Below are 14,393 nucleotides of genomic sequence, written 5' to 3'. Positions count from 1 at the left end.
CCTCCCATATTCGGGCCATGGCCAGACTCCCCGACAAGAAAACGCCGCCGCCGGCGAATGACGAGCGCGCTTCGCCGCACAAGCGGCGCAGTCCGCTGACCGATTTCCTCGATGCGTCGGAGCCCCTGTACAAGGGCGGCTTTGCCGAGGCGCCGCAGACCGAGTTCACCGGCGCCCCGCTGACCGGCTCGATCGCCGACTGGGCCGAACAGATCGAGCAGGAAGCCGAGAAAGAAGGGCGTCAAATCTCCCCCCTCGAGGGGGAGATGTCGCCGAAGGCGACAGAGGGGGTCGCCGGAGGCAGCGCGGGACGCAAAGGAACGTCGAGTACTGCCGCACCGACCCCACCCGGCGGCTCCGCCGCCACCCTCCCCTCGAGGGGGAGGGAAGGCGCCAAGTCTGCCAAGAAAATCCCCGAGCGCTCCTCTTCCCCCGGCCGTACGGCACGCGGCACCTCGATGGGCGGCGCGGCTTCGGCGCGGGAGCGCACCGCGGCCGGTCTCAATCCTGTCGCCGGCCTCGATGTCTCGCTGGAAGAGGCCGAGACCATGGCTTCGGGCGGCGTCACTGCCACCGTCGCGGCGCTGTCGGCGCTGATCGAATCCGGCAATCCGCTGCACAAGGACGGCGTGCTGTGGACGCCGCACCGCCCTGCCCGGCCGGAAAAATCAGAAGGCGGCATCGCCATCAGGATGGTCTCGGATTTCGAGCCGGCCGGCGACCAGCCTACGGCGATCAAGGATCTCGTCGAGGGCGTCAACAGCAACGACCGCACCCAGGTGCTGCTCGGCGTCACCGGCTCCGGCAAGACCTTCACCATGGCCAAGGTGATCGAGGAGACGCAGCGCCCCGCTTTGATCCTGGCGCCCAACAAGACGCTGGCCGCGCAGCTCTACTCCGAGTTCAAGAAATTCTTCCCGGAAAACGCCGTCGAGTATTTCGTCAGTTACTACGACTATTACCAGCCGGAGGCCTATGTGCCACGGACCGACACCTACATCGAGAAGGAATCCTCGATCAACGAGCAGATCGACCGCATGCGCCATTCGGCGACGCGTTCGCTGCTTGAGCGCGACGACGTCATCATCGTCGCCTCGGTGTCCTGCATCTACGGTATCGGCTCGGTCGAGACCTACACGGCGATGACCTTCCAGATGCAGATCGGCGACCGGCTCGACCAGCGCGCGCTGCTCGCCGACCTCGTCGCCCAGCAATACAAGCGCCAGGATATCAATTTCGTCCGCGGTTCGTTCCGGGTGCGCGGCGACACGATCGAGATCTTCCCGGCCCACCTTGAGGATCGCGCCTGGCGCATCTCGCTGTTCGGCGACGAGATCGAGGCGATCACCGAGTTCGATCCGCTGACCGGCCAGAAGACCGGCGAGCTGAAGAGCGTCAAGATCTACGCCAATTCGCACTATGTGACGCCGCGGCCGACCTTGAATCAAGCCATCAAGTCGATCAAGGAAGAACTGAAGTATCGCCTGCAAGAGCTTGAAAAGGCTGGCCGCCTGCTTGAGGCGCAGCGGCTTGAGCAGCGCACCCGCTTCGACCTGGAGATGCTGGAGGCGACCGGGTCCTGCGCCGGCATCGAGAACTATTCGCGCTATCTGACCGGCCGCCAGCCGGGCGATCCGCCTCCAACCTTGTTCGAATACATACCCGACAATGCGCTGGTCTTCATCGACGAAAGCCATGTCACCATACCGCAGATCGGCGGCATGTATCGCGGCGACTTTCGTCGCAAGGCGACGCTGGCCGAGTATGGTTTCCGCCTGCCGTCCTGCATGGACAACCGGCCGCTGCGCTTCGAGGAGTGGGACGCCATGCGCCCGCTCTCCGTCGCGGTTTCGGCGACGCCCGGCGCCTGGGAGATGGAGCAGTCCGGCGGCGTCTTCGCCGAGCAGGTCATCCGCCCGACCGGCCTCATCGACCCGCCGGTCGAAGTGCGCCCGGCCAAGACGCAGGTCGACGACGTCGTCGGCGAAATCCGCGAAACCACGAAGGCCGGCTACCGCACGCTGGTCACCGTGCTGACCAAACGCATGGCCGAGGACCTGACCGAGTATCTGCACGAGCAGGGCATTCGCGTGCGCTATATGCACTCCGACATCGACACGCTCGAGCGCATCGAGATCCTGCGCGACCTGCGCCTCGGCGCCTTCGACGTGCTGGTCGGCATCAACCTGTTGCGCGAAGGCCTCGACATTCCCGAATGCGGCTTCGTCGCCATTCTCGATGCCGACAAGGAAGGTTTCCTGCGCTCCGAGACATCGCTGATCCAGACGATCGGCCGCGCCGCCAGAAACGTCGACGGCAAGGTCATCCTCTATGCCGACCAGATCACCGGCTCGATGGAGCGGGCAATGGCCGAGACCAACCGCCGTCGCGAAAAGCAGATGGAGTGGAACGCGGCCAACGGCATCACCCCGGAATCGGTCAAGTCGCGCATTTCGGACATCCTGGACTCGGTCTACGAGAAGGACCATGTCCGCGCCGATATCTCGCAGTTCACCGACAGCGCCGGCGCGATGATGGGCAACAATCTGAAGGCGCATCTCGACGCCCTGGACAAGCAGATGCGCGACGCCGCCGCCAATCTCGATTTCGAGAAGGCCGCCCGCATTCGCGACGAGATCAAACGGCTGCGCGAGATGGAGCTGTCCATCTCCGACGATCCGCTGGCCAAATATGCCGACATGGAAAGCCCGGTCTCGGGCCGCGAGAAGGGCAAGCACAACAAAGGCGTGGCCAAACATCGCACATCGGAGGAACAGGAGCGTTTCCGCAAGCTCGACGAGGCACGTTCGGCCGAAGAGGCGGCCCGGCCCAACCTCTTCCGCAAGCCGGCACTCGACGAGATGGGCGCCGACGGCGCCGTGCCGGTGAAGAAGCCGCTGTTTTCGAAGCCCTCGCTCGACGCCATGGGGCCGGGCACGGATATGCCGACCCCGGCCGGCGCAGTGTCGCGTTCGCTGTTCAAGAAGCAGTCGGCCGAAGAGGCGCACGGCTCCGACTTCGGCATCCCGGGCGAACCGACCAAGCCGCTATTCAAGAAGAACTCGCTCGACGAGATGACCGTGCGGCGGACGGAAAAGCCGGTCGAAGGAAAGGTGCCAGCGAAACCACAGCCGATCTCCCCCCGTGTGGGGGAGATGCGCGGCAGGGCAGAGGGGGGCGCAAAGGAACGCAACGATTCCGCCAAACCCATTGTCCGCCAGCGCAGCGGTATCGGCTCCTACGAAGACCCGGCCGACGCCCGCCGTGAAAAGCGCCGCCCCGGCAAGACGGGGCGCCCGGGACGCTAGCGAGCTTCCCTTCTCCCCTTGGGGGAGAAGGTGGATCGGCGCGCAGCGCCGAGACGGTTGAGGGGTGCTGGACGGATCGCCGTCGGTGCCAAGCTGGAGCACCCCTCATCCGACCGCTTCGCGGCCACCTTCTCCCACAAGTGGAGAAGGGGGAGCCTAGCCACTTGCCATCGGCCCTAGCCTTGGTGTAGCCAGTTTCTACAACTCGAACGTCTTGAAAGGAGGGCTGCGTGTTATTTTCTCACCACCGTCAGCGCGGCCCTGTCTTTGCCCTGCGAGCTAGCTTGCAGGGCTGACCAGGGACGGTCCGGGTTTTTCCCCGCTTCGATTTTTTGGTCTGCCCTTCGTGGTGCGCAATGCCGAGCCTAATGGCTGGCACGTGCACCGTCAAAGTGCATTGAGCCGGGCTCCGGCAAGACCAGAGAAATCAAAATGGCCCTGATCAGCCTCAAATCCCTCGGCGTCACCCTGAATGCGCCGCTGTTTTCCAACCTCGACCTCACCATCGGCACCGGCGACCGGCTCGGCATCGTCGCCGCCAATGGGCGCGGCAAATCCACTTTGCTGAAGTGCCTGACCGGCGAGATGGAGCCGACATCAGGCGACATCACCCGTACGCGCGGCCTGCGCGTCGGCTATGTCGAGCAAGTCGTCCCGGCAGCGCTGGCCGGGCGCAGCTTCCAGCAGGTGGTCGCTGATGCCTTGCCGGCCGGACAGGTCGAAAGCGAACAATGGCGCGTCGATGTGGTTCTTGACTCGCTTGACGTGCCAGAACCGATGCGCGGGCGGCCAATGCAGGCGCTGAGCGGCGGCTGGCAAAGGCTGGCGTTGATCGCCCGCGTCTGGGTCACCGATCCCGACGTCCTGCTTCTCGACGAGCCGACCAACCATCTCGACCTCGGCAAGATCAGCCAGCTCGAGACCTGGCTGAACGCGCTGCCGCGCGAGGTGCCGGTTGTGATCGCCAGCCACGACCGGGCGTTCCTCGACGCGACGACCAACCGCACGCTGTTTCTACGTCCCGAACAATCACCGGTGTTTTCGCTGCCCTATTCGCGGGCGAGGCTTGCGCTGGACGAGGTCGACGCCTCGACCGAACGCAAGTTCCAGCGCGACATGAAAGTGGCGCAGCAGCTGCGCCGGCAAGCGGCCAAGCTCAACAATATCGGCATCAATTCCGGCAGCGACCTTTTGACGGTCAAGACCAAGCAGCTCAACCAGCGGGCAGAGCGCCTGGAAGAAGCGGCAGCGCCGGCACACCGCGAAAGATCGGCGGGCACGATCAAGCTCGCCAATCGCGGCAGCCATGCCAAGGTGCTGATCACGCTCGACGATCTGGTGGTCGGAATGCCTGACGGCACGGTTCTGTTCGGCACCGGCAAGCGCCATATCTGCCAAGGCGACCGCATTGTCCTGCTCGGCCGTAACGGCGTCGGCAAATCACGGCTGATCGGCCTGATCCGGAATGCCATCGTCGAGCCGCAAACGGCGGCGCAAGGCGTGAAGGTGACGCCGTCGACCGTGCTCGGCTATAGCGACCAGGCATTGTCGGGCATCAGCGGCGACGACACGCCGCTGGCGATGCTCTCGCGCAGATTCGATGTCGGCGAGCAGCGCGCCCGCTCGTTGCTCGCGGGCGTCGGCGTCAGCATCGACATGCAGGAGCGAAGGATCGGCGTGCTGTCCGGTGGGCAAAAGGCGCGGCTGATGATGCTGGCGCTGAGGCTCGCCAATCCCAACTTCTATTTGCTCGACGAGCCGACCAACCACCTCGATATTGATGGCCAGGAGGCGCTGGAAGCGGAATTGCTGGAACATCAGGCGAGCTGCCTGCTTGCCTCGCACGACCGCTCCTTCATCCGCGCGGTTGGCAACCGCTTCTGGCTGATCGAGAAACGGCGGCTGACCGAGGTCGACGACCCGGAAGCTTTCTTCCGGGAGGTAGCCGAATCCGGCGGTTAAAAAATTGCGGAAAAAATCCGGCGCTCTGTCGGATGATGATCGCATGCCACGTCCTTAGGTTGCCGACACGGTGATGCCGGCGCCAATCGAGGAGAAAGCATCATGTCCATTCTGTCATCCATAGGTCACGCCGTAACGCGTTACTCGGCGGCTCGCGCCCGTTATCGCAGCGAACGCGCCATCCTGTCATTGCCGATCGAGCTGCGCAAAGATATTGGCTGGCCGGAAATCGTCGTCGACGCGCAAAACAGCCCGCGGATTCGCATCGAAGGTTGAAGGTGGCAGTTGGCCGTCGCGGCAGGCGCCATTTCAAATCCAAAAAACCATCGGCCGTGTAGGATCGTCGCCGTTCCGTTCGTCCTGTGGTTCGCAAAGGCAAACCAGACGCAAAGAGGAGCATGACATGAATGACCAGCCGCAGACCCAGCCCGCCGCCAAAGTGCTTGGCGGATTGACGCCCTACCTTCAGCTTGACGGCGCTTTCAAAGCCGCAGAATTTTACCAAAAGGCCTTCGGTGCCGAGCAGGTCTTTGCCTATCCGCCGGATGAACAGGGCCGGACCATGCATATCCATCTCCATATCAACGGTTCGACCCTGATGCTTTCCGACTTCTATCCCGAGCATGGAATGGCCGCTGTGAAACCGCAGGGCTACACCATGCAGCTCCATCTCGGCAGCGACGACATCGACGCCTGGTGGCAGCGGGCCATCGAGGCGGGCTGCAAGGAAGTCGTGCCGTTGCAGGTGATGTTCTGGGGCGACCGCTGGGGTAATATGCGTGATCCGTTCGGTGTCGAATGGGCAATGAACGCACCGGTGAAAGCAGCTTAGCATTCCACACAGGCTGTGTCTGAAATCACCTCTCCCGCTCCAGACGGAGAGGAAAACGATCGCATGGAGGAAATCAGATGTCCTATGTCGACGGTTTCGTACTTGCCGTACCAAAGGCAAAGCTCGATGCTTACAAGAAGCTGGCGGAAACCGGCGGCGCCGTCTGGAAGGAGCACGGTGCTCTTGCCTACGTCGAATGCGTCGGCGACGACGTCCCTTATGGCGAGCTCACCTCGTTCCCGCGCGCCGTGCAGGCCAAGGACGACGAGGTCGTCATCTTCTCATGGGTGGTCTACGAATCGCGCCAGAGCCGCGACGCGGTGATGGCCAAGGTGATGGCCGATCCTCGTCTCAAGCAGGACTGGGAGACCATGCCATTCGACGGCAAGCGCATGATCTTTGGCGGTTTTCAGCCCTTCATCGAGCTGTAGGCGCCCCTCGATCAAGTTTGTCGTGCAGCGGCTTCAGCCGGTCGCCATAGCGCTGCCACAGGTCGACCGAGCCCTGATACATCGGCTGGCGCACTTGCGCAGCCGACGCCGTTCGCACCGGCCGGTCGGTCTCGTGGAACGACAGCACGGCGTCGTCCCACGGCAGGCCGAGATGGGCGATCAGCGCCCGCGACTGGCCTTCTTGGTCGGCGACGAAATCCTCGTAGCGAACGTCGTGCACGACATCAGGCAGCACGGCGTGCCAGTGCGCCATGATGTCGGTGTACAGATTGTGGAAATCGGCGAGCTCGTCGAGATCGTAGCCGTAGCGATGGCTGTCGCCGCGGAAGTGCACCTTATAGATCGACAGGCAGGTCGCCGCCGCATCGCGCGCGCAATGGATGATCTTGGCCTTCGGCAGCATCATATGGATGAAGCCGACCAAGAGGAAATTGCCGGGCATCTTGTCGGTGACGTGCCGAAAACCCGGATAGCGGGCGTGCAGCATGTCGAGATAGGCCTGGCCGGCCTCGGCATAGGCCTTGTCGGGCATGTCGGCGATGCCCCAGGGAAAGCCGCCCTTCATGCTGAGCGGAAACTGCTTGCCGACCGCCGTCTTCAATATGCTGAGCTCGCCGGCGCCATAGACCTGCGGATGGCTGGCGATGATCTGCTCGACCAGCGTGGTGCCGGAACGCGGCATGCCGACGACGAAGATCGGAGTGTCCTCGGCTATCTCGCTCGGCTTGTGCCTTTCAAAAAAGGCCTTGTCGAACACCGCCTTCATCGCCTCGAACTCGCCGCGCGTCTTGCCGGCGTCGTAGTCGATGCCCTGGCGGCGGATCGCGTTGCCTTCGGCGAAATAGTCGAAGGCGCGGCCATACTCCCTGAGGTCGTCATTGGCCTTGCCGAGACCGAAGGAAAGCTGCATGCGCGCCAGGCTGCCTTGCGGCGCCTTGGCGTGCTCCGCCTCCATGCGGGCAAGCTCGGCGTCGCGCTCCTTTTGGCGCTTGACCTGGGTAAGCATCAGCCAGGCCCTCGCCATGCCGGGGTCCACAGCCAGCGCCTGCCTGAAAAGATCCGCAGCCTCGTCGAGATTGCCCTTTTCCATCAGCCCGACACCCAGGCCGTGCAAAAGATCGGCATCCTTCGGCCGGATCGTCAGCGCCTCGCGAAAAACAGCCAGTGCCTCATCCAGCCGGCCCGCTTCCTGCAGCGTTTCGGCAAGCCCGACGCGGGCGCGGACATGGAACGGGTTACGGCCGATCGTGCCGCGATAAATATCCTCGGCGCCTTCGAATTGGCCGAGCTGCTTCAGCGACGAGCCGAGATTGTCACGCGCCGCCAGCTGGTCCGGCCGAATCGCCACCACCTTGCGGAAGAGATCGGCGGCGGCCGCGACCCGGCCGAGGTCGCGCAGCACGGTGCCGAGATTGTTGAGGAAATCCGGATTGTTCGGTTGCAGACGCACCGATTGTTCGATCAGCGCCAGCCCCTCGGCGCTGCGCCCGGTCTGGTGCAGCAGAAGCCCGAGGAAATGCGCAGCAGCCGGGTGGTTGGCCTTTTGCGCCAGCACCTGTCGGTAAAGCGCCTCGGCTTCCTGCCGGCGCCCGGCCTGGTGCAGCTGCAGCGCCTGCTGCACGTGCTGGTCGAGCCCCAGCGGCGGCTGTCCGCCTGAGCCGTAACGTGCGCCTGCCGGTTGTCTCGGATCTCTGTTGATGGGAAACCTGCCGTGTTGTCCGCCTGCCGCGATCTAGGCCATCGCTGCGGCGCGTGCAAGAGCAGACGGCGGTCGCTACGAAGCAAAACTTCGAACCCGGGGGAGCCTACCGAAAGTCGGCCGGCGTCAGCACATACATGTTCCTGCGGCCGTGCGAGTAGGCTTGGCGCGCAATCTCGTGGATCGACGAACGCTTGGCGTCGAAGGCGCTGAGAAATTCGGCCTCGGCTCCGCTTGCTGCCGGGTTTGCCGCCGAAAGTGCCGCGACCTCGACAAAGAACGGGACTTCGAGCATGCCGTCATGGCCGACGAAACGAATGCGCTTGGCCGCCGGGTCATAGGAGCGGCTGGGATTGGGAAAATTGAGCGTCATGGCTTGCGCGTCAAATCAGGCGGTTGCTTTCGGCAAGCTGGCGCGCCCGCCGCGCCGTGCCGTCGGTGTCGGCAATCCTTCGCCTTGCCGCCTCGTCGCTTCTTATCGTGAGACGCGGCGACAAGACCTTTATCGGCTTTGCGACAGGACTGACTGCAACTGTCGGGACATCCGGTGTTCTTGCGGAGTTCATGACTCTCTTCCTTCCATTGCTAGATAAATACAAATGCCGGAGGAATTTTTTCGGAAGTTCTTCAAACAATTTTTGAGGTGCACCGGGACCGTATCATCGTTCTGCGGATAACTATAGAAAAGTAATTTGACGTTGGTAGGGGTAAGAGGCGGAAAACTTCTTGAATAAGTCGTATTTTCAGACTAGAGGTATGAAACCGTTTGGGTCATGCTTGGCCCCGCGGTGTCAGGGATTCTCGGCCCGCCAAACTTATCCAAATCGCCGACACCTGGTACCGCAATGCAGGCTCCGCTTCCGGGGCAGGCCGGAAAGAAACTTCAAGGCACGAGAACTTCAAGGCACAAGCGAGAACTTCGAGGCACAAGAATGTCTGCTCGCACCACCCATTCCATAGCGCATTTCGCGGCACCTTTCGTGCTTGGCGGGCTGGATGGCGTGCAGCCGGCCGGCGACTATGACATCGACCACGACGAAGAACTGATCGACGGCATGTCCTGGCCTGCCTGGCGCCGCGTCGCCACTTTCATCCATCTGCCGGCAAGGACAGTGAAAAGCGCGACCAGCCAGCTTGTCGCCATTGACCATGCCGAGCTCGACGCAGCGCTTCGGCACGACCAGGAGAATGTCACATGATCCGCTTCCAGCAGAATGCGCGGCGCACGGACACGCCGGCGCATATCTTCACCGTCGGCCAGACCGTCCGCATGAAGAGCCGCACCGGCCTTGCCCAAAAGACCGCGGAGCTGTTCCAGATCAAGAGCCGGCTGCCGGTCAAGGACGGCTCGCCGCAATATCGCATCCGCAGCGATCAGGAGACCTATGAGCGGGTCACCACGGAAGACAATCTCGAACCGGTCGACAACCCGGCCAACTGAGCCGACGCGCCACAACGCTGCTTCACATGCTGATAATGCCGCAGATCCGCATCTCCAACGGGAACGGCGCTGAGCTGTACGCCGGCCCCCAGATGGTGCTTATCCGGCCAGGCTGTAGGTCGGTGCGCTAGCAGGGCCCGTCATCGACGACGCGATAATCCGCCGCGCGGGCTTCGCATTCGTTGGGGAATGTGCGCAGTTCGCCATGGCGACGGGCACAGACGGGGCGGTATTCGCGGGTGCAGAATGTCTGCTCCTCACCGCCACCACCACCGCCGCGGCACTCGCCCTCGCGAATGATGCGGTATCCGGCCCGTTCGGCAAGGCAGGCATTGGCAAAGGTCTGGCGGTCGCCGCCGCGCCGGGCACAGACCGGGTCATATTGCCTGGTGCAGAATTGCGGCCCCGGCCGTGGCGGGCGCGGCCCCGGCCCCTCATCATCCACCACGACGGTGCAGGCTGCGAGAATTGCCGACAGGAACAGGATGGAAAAAACCTGCCGCGGAAAGATTGCCGCAAGAAACCGCATGAATGTTCTCTCCCTCGAAACTCCGGCCCGCACAAATGGTGCCTGGGTCAGGCCGATCCTCGTCATTCCGCTGCCAGATGCAACCCCTGTTTGCAACTGGCGAGCCAGAGCGGTATGCCGGCGCAAGCCAAGACAGCACCTGCCCCGCTGGCTGGACCATGCCTGGGTGAAGTCTGGCCGATGACCGCGCAGAGAACCGGGACTATCGGTGCGATGCGTCGGGATGCGCCTGTTGGGGCCGCCCGCGGCTGTGTCTTGCAAGCATCACGTTTCCGTGCGATAAATTTTGTGTTCGGGCATTTGCGACCCGGAGAGCGGAACGTTTTGGACGACCTTTCCCCGATACTGTGAATCTCTGACAGCCCCGTTTTCGGCGGGGGGTTTTACCCATGCGCCAATGCATGACTGCCGAAGCAACCACCGGGACTTGCCCACGGCGCCAGGCGGCGGGCGGAACCACCAAGACTGACACGGGTGAAGGAGTTTCCCCAATGGCCCAGACCGGCACCGTTAAATTCTTCAACGCTACCAAAGGCTTCGGCTTCATCACGCCCGATGGCGGCGCCAAGGATGTGTTCGTCCACATCTCGGCGATCGAGGCTTCCGGGCTGCGCACGCTCGTCGACGGTCAGAAGGTCACCTTCGATGTCGAGCCCGACCGTATGGGCAAGGGTCCGAAAGCGGTCAATCTCCGCGCTGCCTGAAACCACAGCGTGCCGCGCGTCCTTTCGGGGTGTGAGGATGCTGCAAGGCTTTTGGAGTGGACTTGAATTCTGTAAAGGCGCGGCGGTTTTCGTCGCGCCTTTTGTGTTCCGGGATGCTTGCCCGCACCCGCAAAACTTTCTCTTGCCGATGGCACTAAAATAAAGGACAAATTTCCGTCCGGGCATTTGCCGGCCCGAGACTGGACTTGTGGGATCAAAGGAGCTTCCCATGCCGCAGACCGGCACCGTCAAATTCTTCAATCACGCCAAGGGCTTCGGCTTCATCACGCCGGACGACGGGGCAAAGGATGTCTTCGTCCATATTTCGGCCGTGCAGGCGTCGGGTCTTCCCGGTCTTGAGGATGGGCAGAAAGTGACATTCGACACCGAGCCGGACAAGCGCGGCAAGGGTCCGAAAGCCGTCAACCTGTCGATCGGCTGAACCACCCCCGGACAGAATGGACGTGGGCCGGTCTGGCCTGCGGTGTTTGCCGCACGCTTGAACCGCCCAGTTAGATGAACCGCCTGGTCAAATTTCGTTCAGCCCCCGTTCAGCCACGGTCGCATATTAATCTTCGTTAAAGCCGGACCGCATCCCCGAAAACGACCCGGGCCGGCACGAAGGAGACCGACATGAACCGAATTTTCAAGACTGCCATCCTGTCCGCCGCGGTCGTTGCGACCACGCTTGCGACCTTGCCCGCGGCCAATGCCGACGAATGGCGCCATCACCGCCGCCACCACGGCCACGGCGACGCCGTTGCGGCCGGCGTGCTCGGCCTTGCGGCCGGTGCCCTGATCGGCGGTGCGCTCGCCAGCCCGCAGCCCCGCTATTACGACCCGGCCTATGATGATGAATACTACAGGCCTGCCCCGGTGCGCCGTTATTACGTGCAGCCGCGCGTGGCCTATGCCGAAAGCTATGCGGAGCCGTGGACCCGCGGCTGGTACGAATACTGCTCGGACCGCTACCGGAGCTTCAACGCCCGTACCGGCACGTTCACCGGCTATGACGGCGAACAGCATTTCTGCACCGCCAATTAGCGGAGGCAGTTTCCCGTCGGAAAAAAGCGCGGTCGCACAGGCCGCGCTTTTTGTTTCCGGCAAGCGGTTTCAGACCAGAAAAGGATTGCTCCGCCGCTCCTCACCAAAACGGCCGCCGGGACCATGGCCGCAGATAAAGCCGATGTCGTCGCCCAACGGCAAAAGCTTCTCCTTGATCGAGGCGATCAGCGCGGCGTGGTTGCCGCCTGGCAGATCGGTGCGGCCGACCGAACCGCGGAACAGCACGTCGCCGACATGGGCGAACTTCGCCGCCCGGTTATAGTAGACGACGTGGCCGGGTGCGTGGCCCGGACAATGGAGCACCTCAAACACGTGCGAGCCGAACGAAACGGTCTCGCCTTCGGCAAGGAACCGGTCGGGGACACAGTTGCGCACGGGATCGGTGATGCCGTAGCGCTTCGCCTGGTTCTCGAGATTGGCGAGCAGCGGCCGGTCGGCGGCATGCGGGCCGATGATCTCGATACGGAGCGCCTCCTTCAACTCCATGGCCCCGCCGGCATGATCGATATGGCCATGCGTGATCCAGATCGCGCCGGCAGTGATCGCATTGTCCTCGAGCGCCGCCAGCACCTTGTCGATGTCGCCGCCCGGATCGACGACAACGCCTTGCCTGTCGTCCATGTCGAAGAGGATGGTGCAGTTCTGCTGGAACGGCGTGACCGGCACGATGCCGGCGTTGAGCTGACCCATATTCGTCCTTTCACGCTGTCGGAGCGCTGCGCGTCCCCTCGAACGCGTCAGGAGAGCTCCAACCTTGAACCAGGCCCTGATGTAGAGACACACGCGAACGGCGTCCACCGCTCCCACAAACGGCAAACGAAATGGGCGGCCGAAGCCGCCCATTTGAAAACCTGAAACGTCAAAGCTTATTTCTTCATCGCGTTCATGACCGCACCGATGATGCCGGTCAGGATGGCGCCGCCGCCGGCACCGCCAACGATATTTGAAATGTTCAACGCGCTGCCGGCCCCTGCCGCCGTGGCGGCGGCTGCCGGATCGACCGAGCCATCCAGCAGACTGTTGAGGATGGCCGCACCGCCGACGCCGCCGACAGCGCCGCCCAGGATTTTGGTAAGCTGCCCCATCGCCGCAGTCTTGATAGCCGCGCCAACCGCCTGACCACCGATGATACCCGTAATCACCTGAATAATGATCGGAAGAAGCGTGTTCATATCCATATTTCCAGTCCCTCCATAGCTGCCAGCCTCCCGGGCCGACCCCATCATGAGACGCCGAATTGTGTGAAAGTCAAATGCAGAAGCGCTTAAATAAAAGGGGCGGCCCGAAAACCGCCCTTACTAGTTAAAAAAGCTGTGACTTTCGTTATTCTGCAGCGATTGCGTGCTTGGGCTGAACGGCCGCAGAATAGTCATTCATCAGCGTCTTGGCGATTTCGCCGACCTCGAATCGGTATGGACCGATCTCCGAAACCGGCGTCACCTCGGCTGCCGTCCCGGTGAGGAAGCACTGCTGGAAGCCTTCAAGCTCATCCGGCATGATGGCGCGCTCGATCACCTCCAAACCGCGGTCCTTGGCAAGGCCGATAACCGTGCGGCGGGTGATGCCGTCGAGGAAGCAATCAGGCTTGGGCGTATGGATCTTGCCGTCCTTGACGAAGAAGATGTTGGCGCCTGTCGCTTCCGCCACCTGGCCACGCCAGTCGAGCATCATGGCGTCGGCATAGCCCTTTGCCTCGGCGGCATGCTTGGACATGGTGCAGATCATGTAGAGGCCGGCCGCCTTCGATTTCGACGGTGCGGTGCGCGGGTCGGGGCGGCGCCATTCGGCCATGTCGAGGCGGATCCCCTTGAGCTTCTGCGCCGGGTCGAAATAGCTTGGCCACTGCCAGATGGCGATGGCGCAGTTGATCCGACTGTTCTGTGCGGAAACGCCCATCTGTTCGCTGCCGCGCCACGCGATCGGCCGGACATAGGCGTCCTGGAAACCTTGCTTCTTCAACAGCGTGCGGCAGGCGTCGTCGATCTCGGCGACCGAGTAGGGTATCTTGAAGCCAAGCAGGCGCGCCGATTCATGCAGGCGTTCGGTGTGGTCGGTCAGCTTGAAAATTTCGCCCCCATAAGCGCGCTCGCCCTCGAATACCGCGCTGGCGTAGTGCAGCCCGTGGGTCAAGACGTGGATCTTGGCGTCGGCCCATTTGACGAATTCGCCGTTCATCCAGATAAAGCCGTCCAGTTGGTCGAAGGGAACGGATGCCATGGTAACCTCCCGCGGGCGGCAGCCCGCACATCATTGTGTCGTTGCGTGTTTCGCCTCGGCCGCTGCGGGCGGCCATTGTCTCAAAGCGTAGGCGGATATTTAAGGTCTGGCAAACTCAGGAAGTTCCGGAAAAAACGGCTTCGCTTGCCTTTTCGTTCGCAATCCGCCGAAAAGCTTGCCAAAA

Annotated in this window: 17 protein-coding genes; 10 read left to right on the top strand and 7 right to left on the bottom strand. The window is 62.7% G+C overall.

Going from position 1 to position 14,393, the window contains the following annotated elements; all coding sequences use genetic code 11:
• The first annotated feature begins 17 nt into the window (after positions 1-17).
• The 5 genes from uvrB to NKI41_RS13790 all read left to right on the top strand — a co-directional run bounded on the left by uvrB (position 18) and on the right by NKI41_RS13790 (position 6,533).
• Positions 18-3,308 carry an excinuclease ABC subunit UvrB gene (uvrB, locus tag NKI41_RS13810; RefSeq protein WP_352683487.1) on the top strand — a complete coding sequence of 1,097 codons (3,291 nt, stop codon included), beginning with the start codon at positions 18-20 and terminating at the stop codon, positions 3,306-3,308.
• A gap of 432 nt (positions 3,309-3,740) precedes the next feature.
• Positions 3,741-5,270, top strand: coding sequence for an ABC-F family ATP-binding cassette domain-containing protein (locus NKI41_RS13805; protein ID WP_352683485.1), 1,530 nt, complete (start codon positions 3,741-3,743; stop codon positions 5,268-5,270).
• Between the two features lie 102 nt (positions 5,271-5,372).
• A complete protein-coding gene (locus NKI41_RS13800) occupies positions 5,373-5,546 on the top strand; it encodes a hypothetical protein (RefSeq protein ID WP_023719167.1) in 174 nt (57 codons plus the stop codon).
• 127 nt (positions 5,547-5,673) lie between these two features.
• Positions 5,674-6,102, top strand: a complete 429-nt coding sequence (locus tag NKI41_RS13795; RefSeq protein WP_352683483.1) for a VOC family protein — start codon at positions 5,674-5,676, stop codon at positions 6,100-6,102.
• A 77-nt stretch (positions 6,103-6,179) separates the two neighbouring features.
• Positions 6,180-6,533 (top strand): DUF1428 domain-containing protein, encoded by a 354-nt coding sequence (locus NKI41_RS13790; RefSeq protein ID WP_352683481.1) that lies wholly within the window; start codon positions 6,180-6,182, stop codon positions 6,531-6,533.
• Here the strand turns inward: NKI41_RS13790 and NKI41_RS13785 are convergent.
• From NKI41_RS13785 to NKI41_RS13775, 3 genes are all read right to left on the bottom strand, one after another.
• On the bottom strand, positions 6,520-8,175 hold the full coding sequence (locus NKI41_RS13785) for a tetratricopeptide repeat-containing sulfotransferase family protein (RefSeq protein WP_352683479.1): 1,656 nt from the start codon (positions 8,173-8,175) through the stop codon (positions 6,520-6,522). The two genes, NKI41_RS13790 and NKI41_RS13785, sit on opposite strands and share 14 nt — an antisense overlap.
• 184 nt (positions 8,176-8,359) lie before the next feature.
• The gene (locus NKI41_RS13780) at positions 8,360-8,626 is read right to left on the bottom strand and encodes a DUF1488 family protein (protein WP_352683477.1); all 267 of its coding nucleotides are present in this window, start codon (positions 8,624-8,626) and stop codon (positions 8,360-8,362) included.
• A 10-nt stretch (positions 8,627-8,636) separates the two neighbouring features.
• Positions 8,637-8,819, bottom strand: a complete 183-nt coding sequence (locus tag NKI41_RS13775) for a hypothetical protein (protein ID WP_023678406.1) — start codon at positions 8,817-8,819, stop codon at positions 8,637-8,639.
• 366 nt (positions 8,820-9,185) lie between these two features.
• Here NKI41_RS13775 and NKI41_RS13770 point away from each other — a divergent pair, with 366 nt between their 5' ends.
• Both NKI41_RS13770 and NKI41_RS13765 read left to right on the top strand, forming a co-directional pair.
• Positions 9,186-9,452 carry a hypothetical protein gene (locus NKI41_RS13770; protein WP_023678407.1) on the top strand — a complete coding sequence of 89 codons (267 nt, stop codon included), beginning with the start codon at positions 9,186-9,188 and terminating at the stop codon, positions 9,450-9,452.
• On the top strand, positions 9,449-9,694 hold the full coding sequence (locus NKI41_RS13765) for a hypothetical protein (protein ID WP_023678408.1): 246 nt from the start codon (positions 9,449-9,451) through the stop codon (positions 9,692-9,694). Before NKI41_RS13770 ends, NKI41_RS13765 begins: the two co-directional genes overlap by 4 nt.
• Before the next feature lie 127 nt (positions 9,695-9,821).
• Here the strand turns inward: NKI41_RS13765 and NKI41_RS13760 are convergent, their stop codons facing one another.
• Complete coding sequence (locus tag NKI41_RS13760; protein ID WP_023678409.1) at positions 9,822-10,223, bottom strand: Kazal-type serine protease inhibitor family protein; 402 nt, start codon at positions 10,221-10,223, stop codon at positions 9,822-9,824.
• Between the two features lie 491 nt (positions 10,224-10,714).
• Here NKI41_RS13760 and NKI41_RS13755 point away from each other — a divergent pair, with 491 nt between their 5' ends.
• The 3 genes from NKI41_RS13755 (at position 10,715) to NKI41_RS13745 (ending at position 11,971) form a co-directional block, all read left to right on the top strand.
• On the top strand, positions 10,715-10,927 hold the full coding sequence (locus tag NKI41_RS13755; RefSeq protein ID WP_006202520.1) for a cold-shock protein: 213 nt from the start codon (positions 10,715-10,717) through the stop codon (positions 10,925-10,927).
• A 229-nt stretch (positions 10,928-11,156) separates the two neighbouring features.
• A complete protein-coding gene (locus tag NKI41_RS13750; protein WP_006202521.1) occupies positions 11,157-11,369 on the top strand; it encodes a cold-shock protein in 213 nt (70 codons plus the stop codon).
• Between the two features lie 191 nt (positions 11,370-11,560).
• Complete coding sequence (locus tag NKI41_RS13745) at positions 11,561-11,971, top strand: BA14K family protein (RefSeq protein ID WP_023678410.1); 411 nt, start codon at positions 11,561-11,563, stop codon at positions 11,969-11,971.
• A gap of 69 nt (positions 11,972-12,040) precedes the next feature.
• Here the strand turns inward: NKI41_RS13745 and NKI41_RS13740 are convergent, their stop codons facing one another.
• From NKI41_RS13740 to NKI41_RS13730, 3 genes are all read right to left on the bottom strand, one after another.
• Positions 12,041-12,682, bottom strand: coding sequence for an MBL fold metallo-hydrolase (locus tag NKI41_RS13740; protein ID WP_352683475.1), 642 nt, complete (start codon positions 12,680-12,682; stop codon positions 12,041-12,043).
• Between the two features lie 176 nt (positions 12,683-12,858).
• Positions 12,859-13,170: a hypothetical protein gene (locus tag NKI41_RS13735; protein WP_352683634.1), complete on the bottom strand. Its 312-nt coding sequence runs from the start codon at positions 13,168-13,170 to the stop codon at positions 12,859-12,861.
• Between the two features lie 145 nt (positions 13,171-13,315).
• On the bottom strand, positions 13,316-14,209 hold the full coding sequence (locus NKI41_RS13730) for a branched-chain amino acid aminotransferase (RefSeq protein WP_352450493.1): 894 nt from the start codon (positions 14,207-14,209) through the stop codon (positions 13,316-13,318).
• Positions 14,210-14,393 lie beyond the last annotated feature (184 nt).

Origin of the sequence: Mesorhizobium sp. M0601, from assembly GCF_040320845.1 — a bacterium.
In the GTDB taxonomy this organism is placed as follows: domain Bacteria; phylum Pseudomonadota; class Alphaproteobacteria; order Rhizobiales; family Rhizobiaceae; genus Mesorhizobium.
The sequence above is the reverse complement of the archived record's forward strand: the minus strand, read 5'-3'. Positions and strand labels throughout refer to the sequence as shown.

Coding starts and splice junctions, on each gene's coding strand:
- uvrB (WP_352683487.1), top strand. CDS start 18: ATGGCCAGACTCCCCGACAAGAAAACGCCGCCGCCGGCGAATGACGAG.
- NKI41_RS13805 (WP_352683485.1), top strand. CDS start 3,741: ATGGCCCTGATCAGCCTCAAATCCCTCGGCGTCACCCTGAATGCGCCG.
- NKI41_RS13800 (WP_023719167.1), top strand. CDS start 5,373: ATGTCCATTCTGTCATCCATAGGTCACGCCGTAACGCGTTACTCGGCG.
- NKI41_RS13795 (WP_352683483.1), top strand. CDS start 5,674: ATGAATGACCAGCCGCAGACCCAGCCCGCCGCCAAAGTGCTTGGCGGA.
- NKI41_RS13790 (WP_352683481.1), top strand. CDS start 6,180: ATGTCCTATGTCGACGGTTTCGTACTTGCCGTACCAAAGGCAAAGCTC.
- NKI41_RS13780 (WP_352683477.1), bottom strand. CDS start 8,626: ATGACGCTCAATTTTCCCAATCCCAGCCGCTCCTATGACCCGGCGGCC.
- NKI41_RS13775 (WP_023678406.1), bottom strand. CDS start 8,819: ATGAACTCCGCAAGAACACCGGATGTCCCGACAGTTGCAGTCAGTCCT.
- NKI41_RS13770 (WP_023678407.1), top strand. CDS start 9,186: ATGTCTGCTCGCACCACCCATTCCATAGCGCATTTCGCGGCACCTTTC.
- NKI41_RS13765 (WP_023678408.1), top strand. CDS start 9,449: ATGATCCGCTTCCAGCAGAATGCGCGGCGCACGGACACGCCGGCGCAT.
- NKI41_RS13760 (WP_023678409.1), bottom strand. CDS start 10,223: ATGCGGTTTCTTGCGGCAATCTTTCCGCGGCAGGTTTTTTCCATCCTG.
- NKI41_RS13755 (WP_006202520.1), top strand. CDS start 10,715: ATGGCCCAGACCGGCACCGTTAAATTCTTCAACGCTACCAAAGGCTTC.
- NKI41_RS13750 (WP_006202521.1), top strand. CDS start 11,157: ATGCCGCAGACCGGCACCGTCAAATTCTTCAATCACGCCAAGGGCTTC.
- NKI41_RS13745 (WP_023678410.1), top strand. CDS start 11,561: ATGAACCGAATTTTCAAGACTGCCATCCTGTCCGCCGCGGTCGTTGCG.
- NKI41_RS13740 (WP_352683475.1), bottom strand. CDS start 12,682: ATGGGTCAGCTCAACGCCGGCATCGTGCCGGTCACGCCGTTCCAGCAG.
- NKI41_RS13735 (WP_352683634.1), bottom strand. CDS start 13,170: ATGGATATGAACACGCTTCTTCCGATCATTATTCAGGTGATTACGGGT.
- NKI41_RS13730 (WP_352450493.1), bottom strand. CDS start 14,209: ATGGCATCCGTTCCCTTCGACCAACTGGACGGCTTTATCTGGATGAAC.